Here is a 19,884-nt window from a genome sequence, read left to right on the forward strand (position 1 = left end):
AAGTCCGTTTATCATTGATTATTTGCGCCAAAATGCCAAGGGAAAAGGTAATTTTTCGGGGATACACAGGGTTATTGTATAATATGGTTTTTCGATTGGTTTTTGTTTGGCTGTGTTTCAGTTTCTCGCACTCTGCCGATGCCGCTCCGATCACCGAAGCAGATTTGCGCGGGCACATCGAAATTCTGGCCAGCGATGAATTTGAGGGACGAAAGCCAGGCACTGAAGGCGAGAATAAAGCGGTTAATTACATTGCGACGCAGTGGCGTGAAGCCGGAGTAGTTCCGGCAGGCGAAAACGGATCGTGGTACACGCCCGTGCAACTTGTCGACCGGACACCAGTCAAGCACGACATATCGTTGGTTCACTATGACGGGCAGCGATCAAAGAAACTCCGCATCGATTCCAAAGAGGTAATTCTGCGCGGTGCGATGCAATCTGCCAGCATGTCGGACGCACAGATGATATTTGCCGGTTACGGAACCGGTAACGCAGCGGCATTGCGGCAAGCTGTTTCGGGAAAACTGGCGATCATGCTCCTCGAAGCCCCAGGAGAGCGGGAAGATTTCCCTGACTATCGCAAACGCAAAGCGAACCTGATTGCGGCGGGAGCTTTGGGCGTATTGACGGTGATTGACGATAAAACCCGCTGGCGGCGGTCCGCGCGGCGCTACCTAACCGCCAGCGCCACGCTTGCCGGGGAGGGTGAGCATGCTTCGATAGAAGGTATTATCAGCACGAAACAATTCGCGAAACTGATGCGAAAGTCCGGCTTAAATGCAGATGGGCTTGTTGCAATGGCAAGGTTGGATGATTTTGAGCCTCAGCCGCTACCAGTTCATGCCGATATCGATGTTGAAACCCGGATACATGATTATGTTTCTCACAACGTAATTGGCAAAATACCGGGCAAGCACCCGGAAAGTGGTGCGGTACTTTTTCTGGGTCACTGGGATCATTTCGGGGAATGTCGGGCAGAGGGAGAAGCCGACCGGATCTGCAATGGCGCGGTTGATAACGCCAGCGGTATATCGTTGTTGATCGAAGTCGCCAAACGGCTTGCCAGAATTCCGCATGATCGCGACATTTATATTCTGGCAACGACAGCCGAAGAAACAGGTCTGCTCGGCGCGCGCGCGTTTGCGGAACATCCTGCTGTGTCGCTTGATAAACTGGTAGCTGTATTCAATGCAGACACGGTGGCGCTGGCACCGGATGGAAAACTGATTGCTGTTGTAGGGCGCGGTAAAACCGAACTGGATGAGGAAATTGAGAACATTGCCAAAACCGAAGGGAGGGAAATCGACAAAACCGACAAAGCCAATGCGTTTCTCAAACGTCAGGACGGATTTGTTTTTCTTGAACGCGGTATTCCCACGTTCATGATCACAAGCGCATTTTCTGATCAGCAACGGCTGGATGCTTATTTGGCGGGGCGCTATCACGATGTTTCAGATGAAGCGGATGGCGAATTATTGCTTGGTGGCGCTGCCGATGATGCCAATTTCCATGTCGCTCTGGGCCGGTATTTTGCCAGCACCGCAACTTATTCCAAAAAGGCCACTAGCGATAAGCAGGCAAACTGATTACATGGGCCGCCACAGAATCAAATTTTGTATTTAGAAAGTGGCCATCATGAGCAGTAAAGAAATCCGGCTAGGCCTGACATTTGATGATGTTCTGCTGCAACCGGCCGCTTCCGAAATCGTGCCTAGCCAAGCTGATACAAAGACCTGGCTGACCAAGGAAATTGGCCTCAATATTCCGGTAATTTCGTCGGCAATGGATACTGTTACCGAAGCAGATATGGCAATCGTCATGGCGCAAATGGGCGGTATTGGGGTGTTGCATCGCAATTTGACGCTGGATCAGCAGATCGCTGCGGTGCGGCAGGTAAAGCGGTTTGAATCCGGCATGGTGGTGAATCCGATTACGATTTCACCTGATGCGACGCTGGCCGATGCCGAGGCGACTATGGCGCAAAATCGCATATCCGGTATTCCGGTTGTCGAGAAAAGCGGCAAACTGGTAGGAATATTGACCAACCGCGATGTTCGGTTCGCGGAAAACCCCAAGCAAAAGATTTCCGAACTGATGACCAAGGAAAATCTTGTCACCGTACCAATCGGCGTGGGTCAGGAAGAAGCGCGCCGGATGCTCCACCAGAGGCGGATTGAGAAGCTTTTGGTGGTTGATGATGATTATCGCTGCGTAGGTCTGATCACGGTTAAGGATATCGAGAAAGCGGTGCTTTATCCGCATGCGACCAAAGATGGAACGGGGCGCCTTCGGGTTGCTGCGGCTTCTACGGTTGGAGATTCAGGTCTGGAGCGGACATTGGCGTTGATCGACGCTGAATGTGACCTCATCGTTGTCGACACGGCTCATGGTCATAGCGCGATGGTCGCACGCTCGGTGGAAGAGATAAAGAAACGCTCGAATAGCACGCAGATCGTCGCCGGGAACGTGGCTACCGCAGCGGCGACACGGGCGCTTATTGATGCTGGTGCGGACGGGATTAAAGTCGGCATTGGCCCCGGCTCAATTTGCACAACGCGGGTTGTCGCAGGCGTCGGCGTGCCTCAGCTTACAGCGGTCATGGATTGCGCGGAAGAAGCAGCAAAATCGGGTATTCCCGTGGTGGCTGATGGCGGTCTTCGGACATCTGGGGATGTTGCCAAGGCACTGGCTGCTGGCGCATCATCGGTGATGATCGGGTCGCTTCTGGCGGGAACCGAAGAAGCGCCGGGCGAAACTTTCCTCTATCAGGGCAGGTCCTATAAAAGCTATCGCGGCATGGGCAGCGTTGGCGCAATGGCGCGCGGGTCGGCGGATCGCTATTTCCAGCAAGACATTAAGGACCAGATGAAACTGGTGCCGGAAGGCATTGAAGGGCAAGTGCCGTTCAAAGGCCCAGCCCGTGATGTTATCCATCAGCTCGTGGGCGGTGTGAAGGCGGCAATGGGTTATACCGGTTCTGCAACGATTGAAGATTTGCAGAAGCGGGCGGAATTTATCCGCATTACCAATGCCGGTTTGCAGGAAAGCCACGTTCATGATGTCGCGATTACGCGGGAAGCGCCGAATTATCCTACGCGCTAAGTTGAACTTGTGAGACCTGCAGCGCGCTTGCAAGCAGCGATTGAGCTGCTCGATGAAATCATAATTGCTGCGCGGGATAATGGCGCATCAGCGGATAATATCGCCAAAAAGTTCTTCAAAGCACGGCGTTATGCTGGTTCGGGGGATCGCCGCAAAATCCGCGAACTGGTCTATGAGGCGATCCGTCGATTTGGTGAGCGTCCGGAAAACGGTCGCGCGGCGATGGTTGCGCTGGCCAAAGAAATACCCGGACTCGCGCAATTGTTTGATGGCTCCGATTACGGGCCTGCAACGATCACAGAGAACGAACCTGTTGCTGATGGTTCCAATATTCCGGATTGGCTCAAGGGAAGATTTGTCGCTCTGATCGATGATGCTGAAAAGGCCGCATTGTTTGACCGCGCGGCATTGGATATTCGTATCAATCCTAAAAAGGCACTCGCCGCAGATGTGGCTACCATTTGGCCAGAGGCGGAAAAGCTCCCGTTGCCCAATGCCTGGCGTCTGCCAACCGGCACTAGCGTCGAAGCGAGCGAGGGCTATGGTAGCGGCGCGATCGAAATTCAGGATTTGGGAAGCCAGGCGATTGTCGCAGCATGCTTGCTCAATGAACCGGAACTGGTTTTGGATCTTTGCGCCGGGGCAGGCGGCAAAACGCTGGGAATGGCAGCGCAATTCAAAAATGATGCCCGTATCATCGCTGCCGATACCGACCGCAATCGTCTGAGCCGCATTGAACCGAGAATGCGCAGGGCTGGAGCGCGGAACATTGAGACGCTGCTGTTGGCCCCCAATAAAGAAATGGACGCGCTGTCGCAGCTTAACGGTATATGCGACATCGTGCTGGTTGATGCACCTTGCACAGGCACAGGCACATGGCGCAGGAATCCGGAGCTGCGCTGGCGGATGACACCAAAACGGCTCCAGCAGACGGTGCAGTTGCAGCAGCGACTGCTTCAATTGGGCAGCGAACTGGTAAAATCCGGAGGGCGACTAGTTTATGCCGTTTGTTCGCTTCTGGATGAAGAAGGCGGCGATCAGACCGAAGTGTTTCTGGCAAATAACCCGGGCTGGCGGCATATAGATGTTGATTTGCCGATAGGCCGCCCATATCGTAGGGGTATATTACTTTCACCGTATCATGACGGAACGGATGGCTTTTATTTTACCTGCCTCGAAAAATTGTGATAGCTTCGCATGTTAATCGCGGATGCAGGTGATTCTGGTAAAAGCCGTGAAAGTCTAATGGAGCTTATTATGCGTTTTTCTCCCGCCGCGATTGCTATGTCTCTGGTTTTGGCTACTGTTTCGAGTGCCGGTTATTCTCAGTCCGCCGATGTCGAGATCAAGGCCCGCTCGGTTGAACTGATGAATCAGGGTGAAGCAGCGCAAAATGCTGGAAATTTCGTGCTGGCTACGGACCTATATGAAACGGCTTTGGCGGTTGATCCGCGTAATGGCTCAGCCTTCATCGCGCTGGCCCAAATTGCCCGAGCAGAGAAATTGCCGGGCAAGGCGATCCGGCTCTATCGCGAGGCGCTCATTCTTGATCCCAATAATCTTGACGCTTTGTCAGGGCAGGGTGAAGCGCTCGTTCAGCGAGGCGCGGTTGAAAAAGCCAAAATCAACCTTTCGCGAATAGAAACGCTTTGCCGGACACGTTGTGACCAGACCGACAAGCTGGCTGCAGTCATTAAAGAGTCGGAGAAGATGCCGGTAATGTCGGCTCAGGCTGTTACGCCAAAACCGCAGGTCGGTGACGAAGAACCGGTTACAGAAACGCCATAATTTCCAATTTGATGGAATATATGGAAGCCTGAATTAGCCTGAATATTTTTTGCTAGGGTTCGCGTCCTGGTTTGCTAAATCAGCGGTTCAAATTCTTTCAGAACCGACCGGTATAAGTCCCTTTTGAAGGGAACGATCATCTCCGGCAGGTCTTCAGGGTTCGTCCATTTCCAGCTTGAAAACTCCGCATGCGCCGTCTGGATATTAATATGCGCATCGTCACCATTGAACCGCATCAGGAACCAGCTTTGTCGCTGGCCGCGATATTTGCCTTTCCAGATCTTTCCGAGCAACTCAACCGGAAGGTCATAGAGATATTCGTCCGCGCACCGGGCAATGATAGTCACATGGTTAGCGGTAACCCCGGTCTCTTCTTCTAGCTCACGGAGAGCGGCGGTTTCAGCGTCCTCGCCATCATCAATCCCGCCCTGGGGCATTTGCCAGGCATCGGGATATTTGCTCGCTGCCGCGTCAAGCCGTTGACCGACAAAGACTTTACCGTCTTTATTGGCTAGCATGATCCCGGCGCAGGGACGGTAAGGAAGGTCCGAGAAATCCACTAGAGTGACGCCAAAAGTGTTTTCCACGCCGCAATCATTTTATCCACATCCTGCGCGGCGGAAGGCACGGCTTTGCGGATATTGATAAATCCATGCACGTTTCCGGGCATTTCAATGAAGGTCGTGTTCACACCATGCTGGATAAGATCGGCTGCATAGGCACGGCCCTGATCACGCAGTGGATCAAGACCGGCAGTCACCAGAACCGTTGGCGGCGATTTGGAGAGGTCTCCCAGATAGGGTGAGACGTGGATGTCATCGTCTTTCGCCGCGTAGTGGCTTGAGAAATAGTCCATGCTGTCCTTGGTCAACAGAAAGCCATCGGCAAATTCATCCATTGAACCGCCTTCGGCATCCATCCGTGTGGCCGGATACATAGGAAATTGTGCGACAATCGGAACTGATGCGGGTTCGGCTGCCAGCACTTGTCCGACGACCAGAGTCAGATTTCCGCCTGCACTGTCACCGCAAGGGATCAAGCCGCTGATTTTTAATCCCAACGCATCCTGATTGTCCGCAACCCAACGCGTCGCTGCAATACTGTCCAAAGGAGCGGCAGGAAACGGAGCCTCCGGGGCAAGCCGGTAATCGACCGCGACAACAGGTATATCCATCTGTTTGGCAATATAAGTGCAAAAGCTGTGATGGGAATCGAGATCACCGATCACGAAGCCGCCGCCGTGATAAAAGACTATAACCGGCGTCTCTTCCGTGCGTTTCACATGGTTGTCATAGAGCCGCAGCGCGATATCGCCGCCGGGCCCCGGGCACGAGAAATCTTCTATGCGTGCGATTTTGACCGCATCGGCCTCCAGCATCGCGGCCATCATATTGTACATTTCGCGTGCGGCAACAGGCTCAACCTCAGACATCAAGGGCTGATCGGATTGTTCGAGCAATTGCAAAATCATCTGCACATCGGGTCTTACATAAGCGTCGGTCATCCATCTTCTCCTGCAATTTAACTGGTCGATTAGATCAGGCTCTGTTCACTAAGCAAGGCCTAATCTGCAACGAGGAGTCAAACAAATGCTTTATCCCTATTAGTTTTTATGGTTTGAAGCGGTCACGGAAACTGGTCTACGACTGGTCCGATCAGTTAAGGGTACGGAAAAACAAATATGGCTACCGCTCTCAAGCAGGACGACCTTGGTAACAATGGACCAGAGGGAGCGGAGAACGTAGTCGTCCGCTTTGCTGGCGATAGCGGCGACGGGATGCAGCTTACCGGCGGGCAATTTACCTTGTCTACCGCGCTCGCAGGCAGCGATCTTGCGACTTTTCCAGACTTTCCGGCAGAAATCCGCGCGCCGCAGGGGACATTATTCGGTGTTTCCGCTTTCCAGATTAACTTTGGTAGCCGTGCGATTGAGACGGCTGGCGACCAACCCGATGTTTTAATTGCAATGAATCCGGCCGCGCTAAAGACCAACGTTGATGCACTACGCACCGGAGGTTTGATCATCGCCGACGAAGGCGAGTTCGGGAAACGCAATCTCGACAAAGCCAAATATGAGACGAATCCGCTCGAAGACGGCTCGCTGGCTAAATGGCAATTGCTGAAACTGAACATATCCGAGCTGACTCTGGAAGCGGTGAAGCCCTTTGGTCTGGGCAACAAAGAAGCGCTGCGTTCCAAGAATATGTGGACGCTGGGACTTGCACTGTGGATGTTCGAGCGCGACCGTCAGCCGATTGTCGATTGGCTCAATAACAAATTTGCCAAGCTGCCCGATGTTGCTGCGGCCAATATTGCGGCCTTGAATGCTGGTCATGCTTATGGCGAGACCGCGGAAATCTCTGGTGACGGACTGGGCGGGGGTCACCTACAGACGCGAAAAATCGGCGCTGCACCGGCAGAAGCTGGCGAATATCGCACGGTTACGGGTGCGGAATCGATATCATTGGGATTGGTGGCCGGGGCGCAGCTTGCGGGTCTCCAAATGTTCTTTGGCGGCTATCCGATCACGCCCGCCTCGGCGATTTTGCATCACCTTTCGCGGCTCAAAGAATTTGGCATCACGACTTTTCAGGCAGAAGACGAGATTGCTGCTATCGCGGCGGCCATCGGGGCGAGCTACGCCGGTAAACTCGGTGTTACCTCATCTTCCGGACCCGGCATTGCGCTGAAGGGCGAGGCGATGGGCCTTGCGATTATGACCGAATTGCCTTTGGTGATTGTCAACTCACAACGTGGCGGTCCTTCAACCGGCCTGCCAACCAAAACCGAGCAATCGGATCTTTATCAGGCGGTCTATGGCCGCAATGGCGATGCGCCGATGCCGGTGATCGCTGCCCGTTCGCCAAGCGATGCCTTTATATGCGCGATTGAGGCGGTACGGATTGCGGTGCAATATATGACGCCAGTCATGCTTCTGACCGATGGATATATCGCCAATGCAGCGGAACCGTGGAAGATTCCTGATGTATCGTCACTCGAACCTTTTCCGGTCTCGTTTCTCGAAAAAATGCCGGAAGATGGACTGAAACCCTATAGTCGCGATAGGAAACTCGCGCGCCCATGGATCAAACCGGGCACGCCGGAACTAATGCACCGGATTGGCGGCATCGAAAAAGGCATTGATACCGGACATATCGATTACGGCGCGGCGAACCACCAACAAATGACCGAAATCCGGCGTGATAAAGTGCTCGGTGTTGCCGACAGCATAGCCGATCAGGACGTTGCGCTCGGCAAAGCAGGCGGCAAGCTGGCCGTTGTCGGTTGGGGTTCAACCTTCGGGCCCATCCATCAGGCGGTGCGCCGTGCGGTGGAGGCGGGCAAAGATGTCGCGCATATCCATATCCGCAATATCTGGCCAATGCCAAAGAATATGGGCGATTTGCTGAAAAGCTATGACAGGATCATCGTCCCGGAAATGAACACCGGACAGTTGAAAACGGTTTTGCGTGACCAGTATTTGGTCGATGCCAAACCGGTCAATAAAGTGTCCGGTCAGCCGTTTACTATCGCCGAAATTGAAGCGGCGATTGAGGAGAATTTGTCATGAACGAGATGACCAAAATAACGACCCTCAAAGATTGGGAAACCGATCAGGAAGTCCGCTGGTGCCCGGGCTGCGGTGACTATGCGATCCTGAAAGCTGTGCAGCGGACGATGCCTGAACTCGGCGTGTTACCGGAAAACACGTTGTTTATCAGCGGTATCGGCTGCTCGTCTCGCTTTCCTTATTATATGGAAACCTATGGATTCCACACAATCCACGGCCGCGCGCCAGCGGTGGCGACCGGCGCGAAGCTTGCCAATCCTGATCTGGATGTCTGGATCATAACGGGCGATGGTGACGCGCTTTCGATTGGCGGCAATCACACGATGCACTTGTTGCGGCGAAATCTGGATTGCCAGATCATGCTGTTCAATAATGAGATTTATGGCCTGACCAAAGGCCAATATTCGCCAACATCGCGGGTAGGAACAAGCAGCCCGTCGACGCCCTATGGGTCGGTGGATCGCCCGGCCAGCCCCTGTGCTTTTGCTCTTGGGGCAGGCGCCCGGTTTGTCGCGCGCGGGATTGATATCGATAAGCGGCTGACCGATGTTCTGAAAGCGGCACATGCGCACAAGGGCGCGTCATTTATCGAGATATTTCAAAATTGTATCGTCTACAACAAGGACGTATTCGAGGAATTTGCGGCGAAGAAGACCGCAGCTTCGACCCAGTTAATGCTGGCTGATGGCGAACCGATGCTGTTTGAAAAAGGCGAAAAGGGCATCACGCTAAACCGTGAAACGCTAGAACTCAAAGTTGTCGATGTGGTCGATGGCGATTGGCAGGCGGCAGGCGTCATCGTCCATGACGTCACCAATCGTTCGGTAGCGCATATGCTGATCGAAATGCCTTTTGGTGAGTTTCCCATGGCAATCGGCGTGCTCTATGATGACCCTCGCCCGACTTTTGAAGCGGCGGTTGTCGAGCAGAATGCCAAGGCTGCGGAAGGCAAGAAACCTGATTTGCAGGCTTTGCTCAGCAAGGGGCAAACTTGGACGGTTAGTGAAAGCGGAGCTGACGGCCCGGAGTTATAAGGATTGATGGACTCGCACGAAGACACGAAGGCACGAAGAAGGTTTTGAAGGATCTTGAGGAGATTGCGCGAATTGCCGTTAATTGCGGATTTAAGATTCATAAGGAATTCGGGCCGGGACTTTTGGAGTCCGTTTATGAAGTTTTGCTGTTCGAGAGTTTGAAGGATCAAGGTCTTTCTGCCGAAAGGCAGAAAATAATTCCCATCACATTTAAGGGCAAAGTGCTGGAGGAGGCATTTCGCGCTGATATAATTGTCGAAGGCCAACTTTTGATTGAACTTAAGTCCACTGAGCGTCATGCTCCTGTCCACGCAAAACAAGTGCTCACCTATCTCCGCCTGATGAATCTTCAGCTTGGATTTCTTATGAATTTTGGCTCTTATACTTTCAAAGATGGCATTAAGCGTCTGTCCAATGATTATTATGCTCCCAAAAGAACCTTTTAAAATCTTCTTCTCTTTGTGCCTTCGTGTCTTCGTGCGAGATAACCCTTCACGCTTTAGCGGCTTTGCGCGAATCAAAATAAAAGACACTCTATGGATAACTTAACCCACAGCCTCGCCGGGGCAGTACTCGGCCAGATGGGCCTGAAAAAGAAAACCGGCCTCGGCATGGCGACGCTAATCATCGCGGCTAACATCCCGGATATTGATGCGTTGGCGGTGCTTATGGGCGGGCAGCAGCATCTGGCAATCCGTCGCGGACTTACACATGGACCGATCGCGATGCTTGTCCTGCCGCTCATTCTTACTGGATTGATGATCTGCTTTGATCGCTGGCAGGCGAAGCGCGGGAAGCGGCCGGAAGGGCGTTTGCCGGTTCACAAGGGCTGGTTGCTGGCGCTGGCCTTTATCGGCACGCTGAGCCATCCGGCGATGGATTGGCTCAATAGCTATGGCGTGCGTGTCCTCGAACCGTTCAGCAGCACCTGGATCGCCGGTGATTCGATCTTCATTATCGATATCTGGATATGGATCGCGCTTATCGCTGGCGTCTGGATTTCGCGTCGGCGAGAGAAAAGTAATATGGGCAATTGGCAGCGCCCCGCCTGGATCAGTTTCGCCGCTATCTGCGCCTATATTTTCGCAAATGGCGCGATTACCGGTGTGGCGGAAGCGCGGACGACGCATTGGCTTAAATATAGCGCTCATGTTGAACCGGAGCTGGTTGTTGCCAATCCACTCCCGGTGACGTTCTGGAAACGGGCGATGCTTTGGCGCAGCGAAGATCGTTATGGCCAAAAAGATTTTGATATATTCTCGCCTGATGTGGAGCGGTATCAAAAAGAAGCTGGTGAACCGGGTACACAAAATGATTTCGACCATCCTGCTGTTGCTAGGGCCGGGTATATTGACCCCGAGGCGCGCGCTTATCTGTTCTGGACCCGGATGCCGGTGGCGACTGTCGAAGATAGAGGGGAGAACTTTCTCGTCACGTTGCGCGACCAGCGGTTTATGATTTCAGGGATCGGCGACCGGTTTGTTGTGCGAACCGCTGTCCCGAAAGACAGGTTGGAACCGGGCGGGGAATAGTTAGTTATTCCGCCATGACCAAACCAAACATCATCTGGTTCCGCCGCGATCTGCGACTTTCTGATCAGGCCGCTGTTATTGCAGCAGCGTCTGAAGGCCCCGTCATTCCCGTTTATATCCTGGACGATGAAACGCCCAAGCATCGCAAGATGGGCGGAGCCTCACGCTGGTGGTTGCATCATTCATTGGCCTCGCTGGCGCAGCGCCTGGAAGAAAAAGGGAGTCGCCTCATCCTGCGCAGCGGGGACAGTGCGGAAATTCTTGCCAATATCGCCCGGCAAACCGGCGCTATCAAAATCCATGCCCTCCGTCATTATGAACCTTGGTGGCTCAATGCGGAAAGTCATTTGCAGGGCGCGCTGGATGATGAATGCGAACTGGTCCTGCACGATGGCAATTACCTGCAACCGGCGGGAGCCATTACCACCGGCAGCGGTGATCCCTATAAAATCTACACGCCGTTCTGGAAGGCCTTGCGCGAAACGATGCCGCCGCCCGAACCGCAGCCGGTACCGCAACAAATTAATGCGCCCAATAGCTGGCCCGATGGCGATGATCTGAACGATTGGGAATTGCTACCGACCAAGCCGAACTGGGCGACGGGATTTGCCGAAAACTGGAAGCCGGGAGAGGATGGCGCTCGCGTCAATCTCGACGCATTTGTCGACATAGCGAAACAATATGACGAAGGTCGTAATCTGCCATCGGAACAACTGGTTTCCCGACTGTCTCCGCATCTGCATTTCGGCGAGATCAGCCCCAACCACATCTGGCACCGCGTCACGGGAAAGGACCCGGCCGCCTTCAAGAGCGTTGAAACCTATCTCAAGGAACTGGTGTGGCGCGATTACGCACAGAATGTGATCTACCAATGTCCGCAATATGGCGGTGAAAGTTACCGCGAGAAAATGCGCGATCTGCCTTGGCGGGACTTGAATGATACCGACGTGCAAGCCGATTTTGAGGCTTGGAGCCAAGGAAAGACCGGTTATCCGATTGTCGACGCAGGTATGCGCGAGCTCTGGGCGACCGGCTGGATGCACAATCGCGTGCGGATGATAGCTTCCAGTTTCCTCATCAAGCATTTGCTAATCGACTGGCGCGAAGGTGAGAAGTGGTTTTGGGACACGCTGGTTGATGCGGATTACGGCAGTAATACGGTGAACTGGCAATGGGGCGCTGGTACTGGCGTTGATAGCAATATGTTCGTCCGGATTATGGCCCCGCTAACCCAATCCGAGAAATTTAATGCCGGTGATTATATCCGCAAATGGGTGCCGGAGCTGGTCAACCTTGACGATCCCTATATTCACGATCCCGAAGAACATGGGTGCCGCCCGAATAGCTATCCTACCAAAATCATAGCTCATAAAAAAGGGCGGCAACGCGCTTTGGATGCCTATGCCAAGGTCAAATAGCTTGAGGTTTGCAAATCCCTGTCACTGGGGCTATGATATTTGCACAACCACGACAGGTGTCAGGTCAATGAACAAATAGGTCGCCGCAAGGCAAATCAGAAATTATTGAATCGCAGGGCTCCACTGTGATCAAAAACCCTATTTGTATCAGGACTGTTTTATGCGAAAATTATCAGGAAAATTTTGCGTGGTCACCGGCGCCGCACGTGGTATTGGCAAAGCGATTGCAAAGGCATTTGTCGATGAACGTGCGACGGTGCTGCTCACCGACATTTCACTGGACGAGCTGGACGCATGTGGGAAGGAGCTGGGCTGCGAAGTTCTCGAGCTTGATGTCCAGAACGAGGCGCATTGGGAGCGGCTTGCAAAACTGTATCCCTCGGCAGACGTAGTCGTCAATAATGCGGGCATCACTGGGTTTGAAACAGGCCCCGCCTCGCATGATCCGGAAAATGCGTCGCTGGAGGACTGGCGTGCCGTGCATCGAGTCAATCTGGACGGTACCTTCATGGGGTGCCGCTATGCGATCAAAGCGATGAAGGGAAAGGGCAATGGTTCCATCATCAATATCTCCTCGCGCTCTGGCATGGTCGGAATTCCAGGCGCCGCCGCCTATGCTTCGTCCAAGGCTGCCATCCGCAATCATAGCAAAACGGTCGCGCTATATTGCGCGCAAAATGGCTGGAACATTCGCTGCAACTCGATCCACCCGGCGGCGATTATGACGCCGATGTGGGAACCCATGCTGGGCGATGGTCCGCAGCGCGAAGAAGCGATCAAGGCAATGGTGAAAGAAACGCCGATGCAGCGTTTTGGTGAGGCGAGCGAGGTCGCCGCTGTGGCTGTGCTTTTGGCCTCGGATGAGGCTGCTTATATCACGGGAACGGAGATCACCATTGATGGCGGGATTCTTGCCGGTTCAGCCGCCGCTCCCGGACGGGCGGAATAAGGCCAGAAGGATAACGCCAAAGATAAGGATAGTTCCGCATTGCCAAGCGGTTACCGGTGGTCCATTATTGCAGAATGAACGCAGAAACACCGAAACGGGGAACCCATTTACTCGACGCGCGCAAGCGCTTTGGCACTGGCGGCGGTTTTCTTGCCCGCATAGCAGCGCCCGGGTTCCATCGGATATTGGACCGGATCGACGCGGGCATGGACCACGGCACCTTTGAAGCGCAGCTTCCCGATGGTACCACGCGAATATTGGGTGGACGCGGCGAGGGGCCGACCGCCAGGATAATATTGCACAGCTGGAAGTCTCTGTTGCGACTGGTGAGTTCCGGAACCATCGGTTGGTATCGGGCCTGGGAACTGGGCGAATGGGAAAGCCCGGATATGGTCAATGTGTTTGATCTGTTCCCCCGCAACCGTGCGGGCCTGAAAGACACTGGCCGCGCTGGCGGCCTCTTTCGCCTGATTGCCAAATCACGACACTCCAAACGGCGTAATGACAAAGCGCGGGCGCGCCAGAACATCCAGTATCATTATGATTTGGGCAATGATTTTTATGCGCTCTGGCTTGATAAAACCATGAGCTACTCCAGCGCCATTTTTGAGGATGACGCGGGCAAAACGGAATCGCTGGAGGAAGCGCAGGCGAAGAAAGTCGCGGAAATCGCAAATCGACTGGACGCCAGGCCGGGACAGAAGTTGCTCGAAATCGGCTGCGGCTGGGGCCATTTGTCTGGCAGTTTGGCGCGTGACCATGGCCTCGAGGTCACCGGCATTTCGTTGTCTGACGAACAAACTGATTGGGCGCGCAAACATAACCCGGAAGCGCAGTTCCTCATTCAGGACTATCGCGATGTGGCTGGTGAGTATGACGCGATAGCTAGCGTGGAAATGGTGGAAGCGGTCGGGCAGAAATACTGGTCTGACTTTCTGGATTGTATTACACGCAATCTGAAGCCGGGCGGACGGGCTGCGATTCAATATATCAGCATTGCCGATGATATTTTTGAGCAATATGCAGCCAGTGCAGATTTTATACAGACGTATATTTTCCCCGGCGGGATGTTGCTTTCGGAAAGCCGGTTCCGTGCGCTGGCGGAAAAACGCGGTCTGGATTGGGTGGATCAACATAATTTCGGAATGGACTATGCAGAGACACTGAAAATATGGCGTGAGCGGTTTGATGATGTGGTTGAAAACGGTGATTTGCCAGCGGGGTTCGATGAGCATTTCGTGCGTCTGTGGCGCTTCTATCTCGCTTATTGTGAAGGCGGTTTTCGTGCTGGCAGCATTGATGTGGCGCAAGTCACTTTGATAAAAACATGATAAATATGGTGGGAGAGCGATCAGGTGAGGTATGTAAAACTTTTGGGGTTGGCTTCTGCGATTTGCTTGACGCTGACTGGATGCGAAAAAGTGCAAAAGGTCGCAGCGGATGCGGCCGGATTACCCACGGACGCTAACGTGTTATTCTGGACTCAGGACCAGCGTGACAACGCTTTCCACCAGATGGAGGTTCTGGCACCGACACACACCATTGAGGCTGGTGATAATATCCGCGCACTGGAGCAAGGAACACCGCTTCCTGCGACGTTTGATGTCGATGGAAAGCCGATGTCGATAGACGACTATATGGCCGCGCAACGTGCTGCGGGTCTTGTGATACTGCAAGACGGAAAAATCCGGTTGGAAGAATATCGGATGGATTCTGATAAGGATGATCGCTGGACATCCTTCTCGGTCGCCAAGTCGCTTGTTTCAACGCTGGTTGGTGCGGCTATCAAGGACGGGTTTATCAAATCTATCGATGATCCACTGACCAACTATATCCCCGAACTGAAAGGCAGCGGATATGACGGGGTTACCGTGAAGCAGCTTCTCACCATGACATCGGGCGTCAAATGGAATGAAGACTATGCGGACAAAAATTCTGACGTCGCCCTTTTTAATCTTACTAAATCGAAGGACGGTGTCGATCCGATCATCCTCTATATGAAGACGCTGAAAAGCGAGGCCAAGCCTGGCACGCGTTGGCAATATAATACGGGTGAAACCAATTTGATTGGCGTGCTGGTTGCCAAGGCGACGGGCAAGACTCTTTCCGAGTATCTCTCGGAGAAAATATGGGTGCCTTACGGCATGGAAAAAGATGCCGTCTGGATGCTGAATGACGGCGGTAAAGAAATCGGTGGATGCTGTATTTCTGCGACGGTCAGGGATTTTGCATTATTCGGTCAATTCGCGATGGAAGGCGGCAAAATTGGCGACGTTTCGGTCGTTCCCGATAGTTGGTTTGAGCAAGCAGGGATTAAACAAGCCGATATTGCGATTCCTGGTCGTGGCTATGGCTACCAATGGTGGACCTATGATGATGGCAGCTTTGCCGGGCAGGGCATTTTCGGTCAGGGGATATTTATTGATCCCAAACGAAAACTGGTGATTGCCAGCAATGGCAACTGGCCGAGTGCGACGCCTGATGATCTGGGCGAGCAACGCCGGGCATTTTATCGGGCGGTGCAAGCTGCTATTGATGCGGAAGGTGGTGCCTAATTGATATCGTGCTCCGCACTTGATGCGGAGCTAGCGAGGTCTTTGATTTCTTTGCCGATAGAGCTCCGCATCAAGTGCGGAGTACATCGCTGTATGGCCATGCTCAGCTTAAATCGAAGCGCTTGCCGGTTTCAAAATCACTGGCGAGTATTTCAACCATTCCGTTTGCAACGACAGATGGTTCTTTGACACTGGCAGGATCTTCCCCGGGATAAGCATGGGCGCGCATTTTGGTGCGGGTCTTGCCGGGGTTGATAATCGCCGTGCGTATCTTACCGAGATTGCGGACTTCTTCGCCGTAACTCAAAATCAGGGTTTCCAGCGCTGCTTTGGATGCGCCATAAGCACCCCAGAACGCACGCGGCGACCGACCAACGCTGCTTGTAATCGCGAGCAGCCGGGCGTCAGCGCTTTTACGCATCATCGGATCAAAGGCAGCGATCAGAGCTTGTTGCGCGATGAGGTTGAGCGTCAGCACATTGTTAAATTCTTTGCCGTCAATCGCCGTAACCGGTCCGAGAGAGCCCAACATCGCAGCGTTCAGCACCATGATGTCTAGCGCATCCCAGCGGTCTGAAATAGCCGTAGCGAGGCGTCCGATGCTGTCTCCGTCGGTCAAATCCAGTGGCGCGATTGTGGCATTGCCGCCAGCACTGTGGATATGTTCTTCCACTTCTTCGAGATCACCCGCAGTGCGCGCGGTCAATATGACATGCGCACCTTCTTTGGCCAAAGAGATTGCGGTCGCTGCGCCAATGCCGCGACTGGCCCCGGTGACCAGTGCCAGTTGGTTTTTAAACTTCATAGTCGACAAACTTCATATTTAGCCAACCTGCTCGGTCAGCTCGTTCACTTGTTCTGTCAGCGAAGAGTTGTCGCGGGGTGCGACGCGCTCGTTGAGCATCGACAGTTGATCAGGCTCTTCCTTGCTGTCCTGATCGGTCAACGGGGTGGGATATGCGCCCGTGAAGCAAGCATCGCAATATTGCGGCTGGATATCCTGTCGCGCGTCTTCTCCGACAGCTCGGTAGAGGCCATCAATAGATACAAAGGAGAGGCTGTCGGCCTGAATATATTCGCACATCTCATCGACAGATTTTGCTGATGCGAGCAGCTTTTCGCGTTTGGGTGTGTTCACCCCATAAAAACAGCTGTGCATGGTCGGCGGGCTCGCAATCCGCATGTGGACTTCCGCTGCGCCTGCCTCGCGCATCATTTGCACGATTTTGAGGCTGGTCGTGCCACGGACAATCGAATCGTCAATCAGTACGATTTTCTTGCCGTTCACCAGCGGCCGGTTGGCATTATGTTTGAGCTTTACTCCCAAATGACGAACACCATCGCCCGGCTGAATGAAGGTTCGTCCGACATAGTGGGACCTAATTATTCCCAGTTCGAATGGAATTTTGGATTGCTCCGCATATCCGATAGCTGCCGGCGTTCCGCTATCGGGTACAGGAATCACGTAATCTGCATCAACCGGATTTTCGATTGCGAGTTCTGCGCCGATTGCTTTGCGGACGCTATAGACCGATGAGCCGTCGACAATTGAATCGGGTCGTGAAAAATAGACGTGCTCGAAAATGCAGGGGCGCGCCTTGGTTGTTCCAAACGGCCGATGCGAGCGTAATTCACCGCCCGAGACAACCACCAGTTCGCCCGCTTCAACGCTGCGAACATATTCGGCGCCCACGAGATCAAGCGCGACAGTTTCTGAAGCAAAAACATAAGCATCGCCCACTTTGCCAATGACGAGAGGCCGTATTCCCAACGGATCTCGGCAGGCGATCATGCCTTCCGGCGTCATGCAGATCAGTGAATAAGCACCTTCAACGCGGCGCAACGCATCAATGAATTTATCAAGCAATGTGCGATATTGAGAGGTAGCCACCAGGTGGATGATGACTTCCGTGTCGCTGGTTGATTGGAAGATTGATCCGGTGCGCACCAGTTCGTGGCGCAATTTCAGCGCGTTTGAGATATTACCATTATGGGCGATAGCAAAACCGCCGGAGGCAAGGTCTGCTTCCAGCGGTTGAATGTTTCGCAAAGTGCCTGCGCCCGTTGTGGAATAGCGCACATGACCGCAGGCATAGTCGCCGCGCAATCTGTCCATAATTTCCTGGCTATCGAAATTTCCGGCAACCGGGCCGAGTGCACGGTGGCTGTAGAACTCGCGACCGTTTCGCGCCGTTATGCCCGCCGCTTCCTGTCCGCGGTGCTGCAGCGCATGGAGGCCAAGGGCCACCATCGCAGCAGCGTCTTCTGCTCCGGCAACGCCAAAAACGCCGCACTCTTCTCTTAGCTTGTCATCGTCAAACGGGTGGGTGGTAATCATGGCTCACCTTGTTTGCTACCCGAGAATCGCTTCACTAGCTGCATCGGGCGGGATGGCAGCGATATAGGAATGAAACGCCGGTTTGTCTTCCCCCAATAGTCATAAATATATCATAATCGTGTCGCCGGTTGCGATGTTGGCAACTGTGTTTGCCAATAAACACTGGAATTGCGTTGCACCACACCGATGGTGCCCGTAATTCAAATGAATGGCAGATCAAAATTCAGACCGGGAAACCGGCAGTAAACTCGACCCCAAGTATGATTCTAACGGTTTGATCACAGCCGTCGTGACAGATGATTCGTCCCGCGACGTGCTCATGGTGGCCCACATGAATGCCGAGGCGTTGAAGCTGACCCTTGATACCGGCATTGTGCATTTCTTTTCCCGCTCGCGTCAGCAGCTTTGGAAGAAGGGTGAGACATCGGGCAATATTTTGGAAATGACGGGAGTCCGAATCGATTGCGATCAGGACGCATTGTGGATCACGGCCAGGCCTGCGGGCCCAGCCTGTCACACGGGAGCAACAAGTTGTTTCTATCGAAAAATCCAAGACGGCGCCCTGGAGCAAGCCGAATGAGATTTCTGCTCGCAGCAATTTGTATCTGCTCCTTATCTGCCTGTGACGCCACATCGACTGGCGAGTCTGCCGATGTCGCAGAACCATCTTCACTGGAACAAGCAGCGATTGAGGCGGGTGTAATCCCCGATATCCGCAATGTTACATTGTCCGGAGCGTTTGAACGGCAAAGCGATCTGGGAACAGATAGTTTTTGCGCGGTTGGCAATGATGAGCGGGGCTATCAAGTTGGTATGATTGCCGTCTTCGGTCCTGATAGTAAGTGCGAAGGAATGGGTGAGGCCTCGCGCGCTGGCGAAAACATAAACATTACATTGAACAGCAAGAAGGCCTGTAGCTTCACCGCTAGCTTTGATGGTGTGGAGTTACAGTTGCCGGGTAATTTGCCGGAAGCTTGTGCATCCTATTGTTCTCCGCGCGCCGGCTTTGATGGTGTAAGTTTTTATCTAGTGGGCGAGGGTGATGCCGTCGCTCGCTCGACTCGTGGTCGTGATATCGAGAATCTTTGCCCCGGCGGATAATATTGACGTTTACGTTAGCGTAAGCTATATGAATGTCATGTCGCAAACGCTCAATCATGCCGAGATTGATACGCCGGACCTCAAAAATCGCGAAACCTATACGATTTCCGATTTGTCCGAGGAATTTGGCGTCACTGCACGTGCGCTTCGTTTCTATGAGGATGAGGGGCTTATAGCTCCCCATCGCAAAGGATTGTCTCGCATCTATACCAAACGAGACCGCGCGCGGCTTGCCTGGATCATGCGCGCAAAAAATGTCGGTTTCAGTCTCGTCGAAATTCGCGAGATGATTGACTTATATGATTTGGGCGATGGCCGCATCACCCAGATGCAGGTGACGCTTGAGAAATGTCAGGAAAAAGTGGATGTGCTGAAAAAACAGCGCGCTGACATCGATAGCTCGATCAAGGAACTTACCGGTTTTATAAAGACTGTGCAGAACGCCATGGCGGAAGCAAAAGCGCAGCAAAAATAGAGGATAGTTTGCCGATATTGT

19 protein-coding genes are annotated in these 19,884 nt (G+C 53.3%); 15 read left to right on the plus strand and 4 right to left on the minus strand.

The window, feature by feature from the left end; all coding sequences use genetic code 11:
- Positions 1-83: 83 nt before the first annotated feature.
- From HF685_RS00250 to HF685_RS00265, 4 genes are all read left to right on the plus strand, one after another.
- Positions 84-1,586 carry a M28 family peptidase gene (locus HF685_RS00250; protein WP_168817556.1) on the plus strand — a complete coding sequence of 501 codons (1,503 nt, stop codon included), beginning with the start codon at positions 84-86 and terminating at the stop codon, positions 1,584-1,586.
- Between the two features lie 49 nt (positions 1,587-1,635).
- Positions 1,636-3,102: an IMP dehydrogenase gene (guaB, locus tag HF685_RS00255; RefSeq protein ID WP_168817559.1), complete on the plus strand. Its 1,467-nt coding sequence runs from the start codon at positions 1,636-1,638 to the stop codon at positions 3,100-3,102.
- A 27-nt stretch (positions 3,103-3,129) separates the two neighbouring features.
- Positions 3,130-4,290 (plus strand): RsmB/NOP family class I SAM-dependent RNA methyltransferase, encoded by a 1,161-nt coding sequence (locus HF685_RS00260; RefSeq protein WP_343040066.1) that lies wholly within the window; start codon positions 3,130-3,132, stop codon positions 4,288-4,290.
- Between the two features lie 69 nt (positions 4,291-4,359).
- Positions 4,360-4,890, plus strand: a complete 531-nt coding sequence (locus HF685_RS00265) for a tetratricopeptide repeat protein (protein WP_168817563.1) — start codon at positions 4,360-4,362, stop codon at positions 4,888-4,890.
- A 74-nt stretch (positions 4,891-4,964) separates the two neighbouring features.
- Here HF685_RS00265 and HF685_RS00270 read toward each other — a convergent pair whose 3' ends face one another.
- Entirely contained in the window at positions 4,965-5,408 is a 444-nt protein-coding gene (locus tag HF685_RS00270; protein ID WP_168821055.1) for an RNA pyrophosphohydrolase, read from the minus strand.
- A 41-nt stretch (positions 5,409-5,449) separates the two neighbouring features.
- Entirely contained in the window at positions 5,450-6,394 is a 945-nt protein-coding gene (locus HF685_RS00275; RefSeq protein WP_168817565.1) for an alpha/beta hydrolase, read from the minus strand.
- A gap of 177 nt (positions 6,395-6,571) precedes the next feature.
- On the opposite strand from HF685_RS00275, the gene HF685_RS00280 reads away from it, so the two are divergent.
- The 8 genes from HF685_RS00280 (at position 6,572) to HF685_RS00315 (ending at position 15,949) form a co-directional block, all read left to right on the plus strand.
- A complete protein-coding gene (locus HF685_RS00280; RefSeq protein WP_168817567.1) occupies positions 6,572-8,461 on the plus strand; it encodes a 2-oxoacid:acceptor oxidoreductase subunit alpha in 1,890 nt (629 codons plus the stop codon).
- On the plus strand, positions 8,458-9,495 hold the full coding sequence (locus tag HF685_RS00285; protein ID WP_168817569.1) for a 2-oxoacid:ferredoxin oxidoreductase subunit beta: 1,038 nt from the start codon (positions 8,458-8,460) through the stop codon (positions 9,493-9,495). Before HF685_RS00280 ends, HF685_RS00285 begins: the two co-directional genes overlap by 4 nt.
- A gap of 44 nt (positions 9,496-9,539) precedes the next feature.
- Positions 9,540-9,941 carry a GxxExxY protein gene (locus tag HF685_RS00290; RefSeq protein WP_168817571.1) on the plus strand — a complete coding sequence of 134 codons (402 nt, stop codon included), beginning with the start codon at positions 9,540-9,542 and terminating at the stop codon, positions 9,939-9,941.
- Between the two features lie 90 nt (positions 9,942-10,031).
- Complete coding sequence (locus HF685_RS00295; protein WP_168817573.1) at positions 10,032-11,027, plus strand: metal-dependent hydrolase; 996 nt, start codon at positions 10,032-10,034, stop codon at positions 11,025-11,027.
- Positions 11,028-11,041: 14 nt separating this feature from the next.
- The gene (locus HF685_RS00300) at positions 11,042-12,445 is read left to right on the plus strand and encodes a cryptochrome/photolyase family protein (protein ID WP_168817575.1); all 1,404 of its coding nucleotides are present in this window, start codon (positions 11,042-11,044) and stop codon (positions 12,443-12,445) included.
- A gap of 160 nt (positions 12,446-12,605) precedes the next feature.
- Complete coding sequence (locus HF685_RS00305; RefSeq protein ID WP_168817577.1) at positions 12,606-13,394, plus strand: SDR family NAD(P)-dependent oxidoreductase; 789 nt, start codon at positions 12,606-12,608, stop codon at positions 13,392-13,394.
- 74 nt (positions 13,395-13,468) lie between these two features.
- A complete protein-coding gene (locus HF685_RS00310) occupies positions 13,469-14,725 on the plus strand; it encodes an SAM-dependent methyltransferase (RefSeq protein WP_168817579.1) in 1,257 nt (418 codons plus the stop codon).
- A 90-nt stretch (positions 14,726-14,815) separates the two neighbouring features.
- Complete coding sequence (locus tag HF685_RS00315) at positions 14,816-15,949, plus strand: serine hydrolase domain-containing protein (RefSeq protein ID WP_246218673.1); 1,134 nt, start codon at positions 14,816-14,818, stop codon at positions 15,947-15,949.
- Between the two features lie 103 nt (positions 15,950-16,052).
- Here the strand turns inward: HF685_RS00315 and HF685_RS00320 are convergent, their stop codons facing one another.
- Complete coding sequence (locus HF685_RS00320) at positions 16,053-16,763, minus strand: SDR family NAD(P)-dependent oxidoreductase (RefSeq protein WP_425500166.1); 711 nt, start codon at positions 16,761-16,763, stop codon at positions 16,053-16,055.
- Positions 16,764-16,772: 9 nt separating this feature from the next.
- Positions 16,773-18,287: an amidophosphoribosyltransferase gene (purF, locus tag HF685_RS00325; protein ID WP_168817583.1), complete on the minus strand. Its 1,515-nt coding sequence runs from the start codon at positions 18,285-18,287 to the stop codon at positions 16,773-16,775.
- A gap of 208 nt (positions 18,288-18,495) precedes the next feature.
- Between purF and hisI the strand changes: the two genes are divergently transcribed.
- From hisI to HF685_RS00340, 3 genes are read left to right on the plus strand one after another with little or no spacing between them, the layout of a single operon-like run.
- The gene (gene hisI, locus HF685_RS00330; protein WP_168817586.1) at positions 18,496-18,867 is read left to right on the plus strand and encodes a phosphoribosyl-AMP cyclohydrolase; all 372 of its coding nucleotides are present in this window, start codon (positions 18,496-18,498) and stop codon (positions 18,865-18,867) included.
- Positions 18,864-19,388 carry a hypothetical protein gene (locus HF685_RS00335; protein WP_168817588.1) on the plus strand — a complete coding sequence of 175 codons (525 nt, stop codon included), beginning with the start codon at positions 18,864-18,866 and terminating at the stop codon, positions 19,386-19,388. Before hisI ends, HF685_RS00335 begins: the two co-directional genes overlap by 4 nt.
- 37 nt (positions 19,389-19,425) lie before the next feature.
- Entirely contained in the window at positions 19,426-19,863 is a 438-nt protein-coding gene (locus tag HF685_RS00340; protein WP_168817590.1) for a MerR family transcriptional regulator, read from the plus strand.
- Positions 19,864-19,884 lie beyond the last annotated feature (21 nt).

This window comes from Parasphingorhabdus halotolerans, assembly GCF_012516475.1.
In the GTDB taxonomy this organism is placed as follows: domain Bacteria; phylum Pseudomonadota; class Alphaproteobacteria; order Sphingomonadales; family Sphingomonadaceae; genus Parasphingorhabdus; species Parasphingorhabdus halotolerans.

Excerpts from the sequence above, each read along its gene's own strand:
- guaB (WP_168817559.1), top strand. The coding sequence starts at position 1,636 with ATGAGCAGTAAAGAAATCCGGCTAGGCCTGACATTTGATGATGTTCTG.
- HF685_RS00265 (WP_168817563.1), top strand. The coding sequence starts at position 4,360 with ATGCGTTTTTCTCCCGCCGCGATTGCTATGTCTCTGGTTTTGGCTACT.
- HF685_RS00305 (WP_168817577.1), top strand. The coding sequence starts at position 12,606 with ATGCGAAAATTATCAGGAAAATTTTGCGTGGTCACCGGCGCCGCACGT.
- HF685_RS00300 (WP_168817575.1), top strand. The coding sequence starts at position 11,042 with ATGACCAAACCAAACATCATCTGGTTCCGCCGCGATCTGCGACTTTCT.
- HF685_RS00275 (WP_168817565.1), bottom strand. The coding sequence starts at position 6,394 with ATGACCGACGCTTATGTAAGACCCGATGTGCAGATGATTTTGCAATTG.
- HF685_RS00310 (WP_168817579.1), top strand. The coding sequence starts at position 13,469 with ATGAACGCAGAAACACCGAAACGGGGAACCCATTTACTCGACGCGCGC.
- HF685_RS00270 (WP_168821055.1), bottom strand. The coding sequence starts at position 5,408 with ATGCTAGCCAATAAAGACGGTAAAGTCTTTGTCGGTCAACGGCTTGAC.
- hisI (WP_168817586.1), top strand. The coding sequence starts at position 18,496 with ATGGCAGATCAAAATTCAGACCGGGAAACCGGCAGTAAACTCGACCCC.
- HF685_RS00280 (WP_168817567.1), top strand. The coding sequence starts at position 6,572 with ATGGCTACCGCTCTCAAGCAGGACGACCTTGGTAACAATGGACCAGAG.
- HF685_RS00340 (WP_168817590.1), top strand. The coding sequence starts at position 19,426 with ATGTCGCAAACGCTCAATCATGCCGAGATTGATACGCCGGACCTCAAA.
- HF685_RS00285 (WP_168817569.1), top strand. The coding sequence starts at position 8,458 with ATGAACGAGATGACCAAAATAACGACCCTCAAAGATTGGGAAACCGAT.
- HF685_RS00250 (WP_168817556.1), top strand. The coding sequence starts at position 84 with ATGGTTTTTCGATTGGTTTTTGTTTGGCTGTGTTTCAGTTTCTCGCAC.
- HF685_RS00295 (WP_168817573.1), top strand. The coding sequence starts at position 10,032 with ATGGATAACTTAACCCACAGCCTCGCCGGGGCAGTACTCGGCCAGATG.
- purF (WP_168817583.1), bottom strand. The coding sequence starts at position 18,287 with ATGATTACCACCCACCCGTTTGACGATGACAAGCTAAGAGAAGAGTGC.
- HF685_RS00335 (WP_168817588.1), top strand. The coding sequence starts at position 18,864 with ATGAGATTTCTGCTCGCAGCAATTTGTATCTGCTCCTTATCTGCCTGT.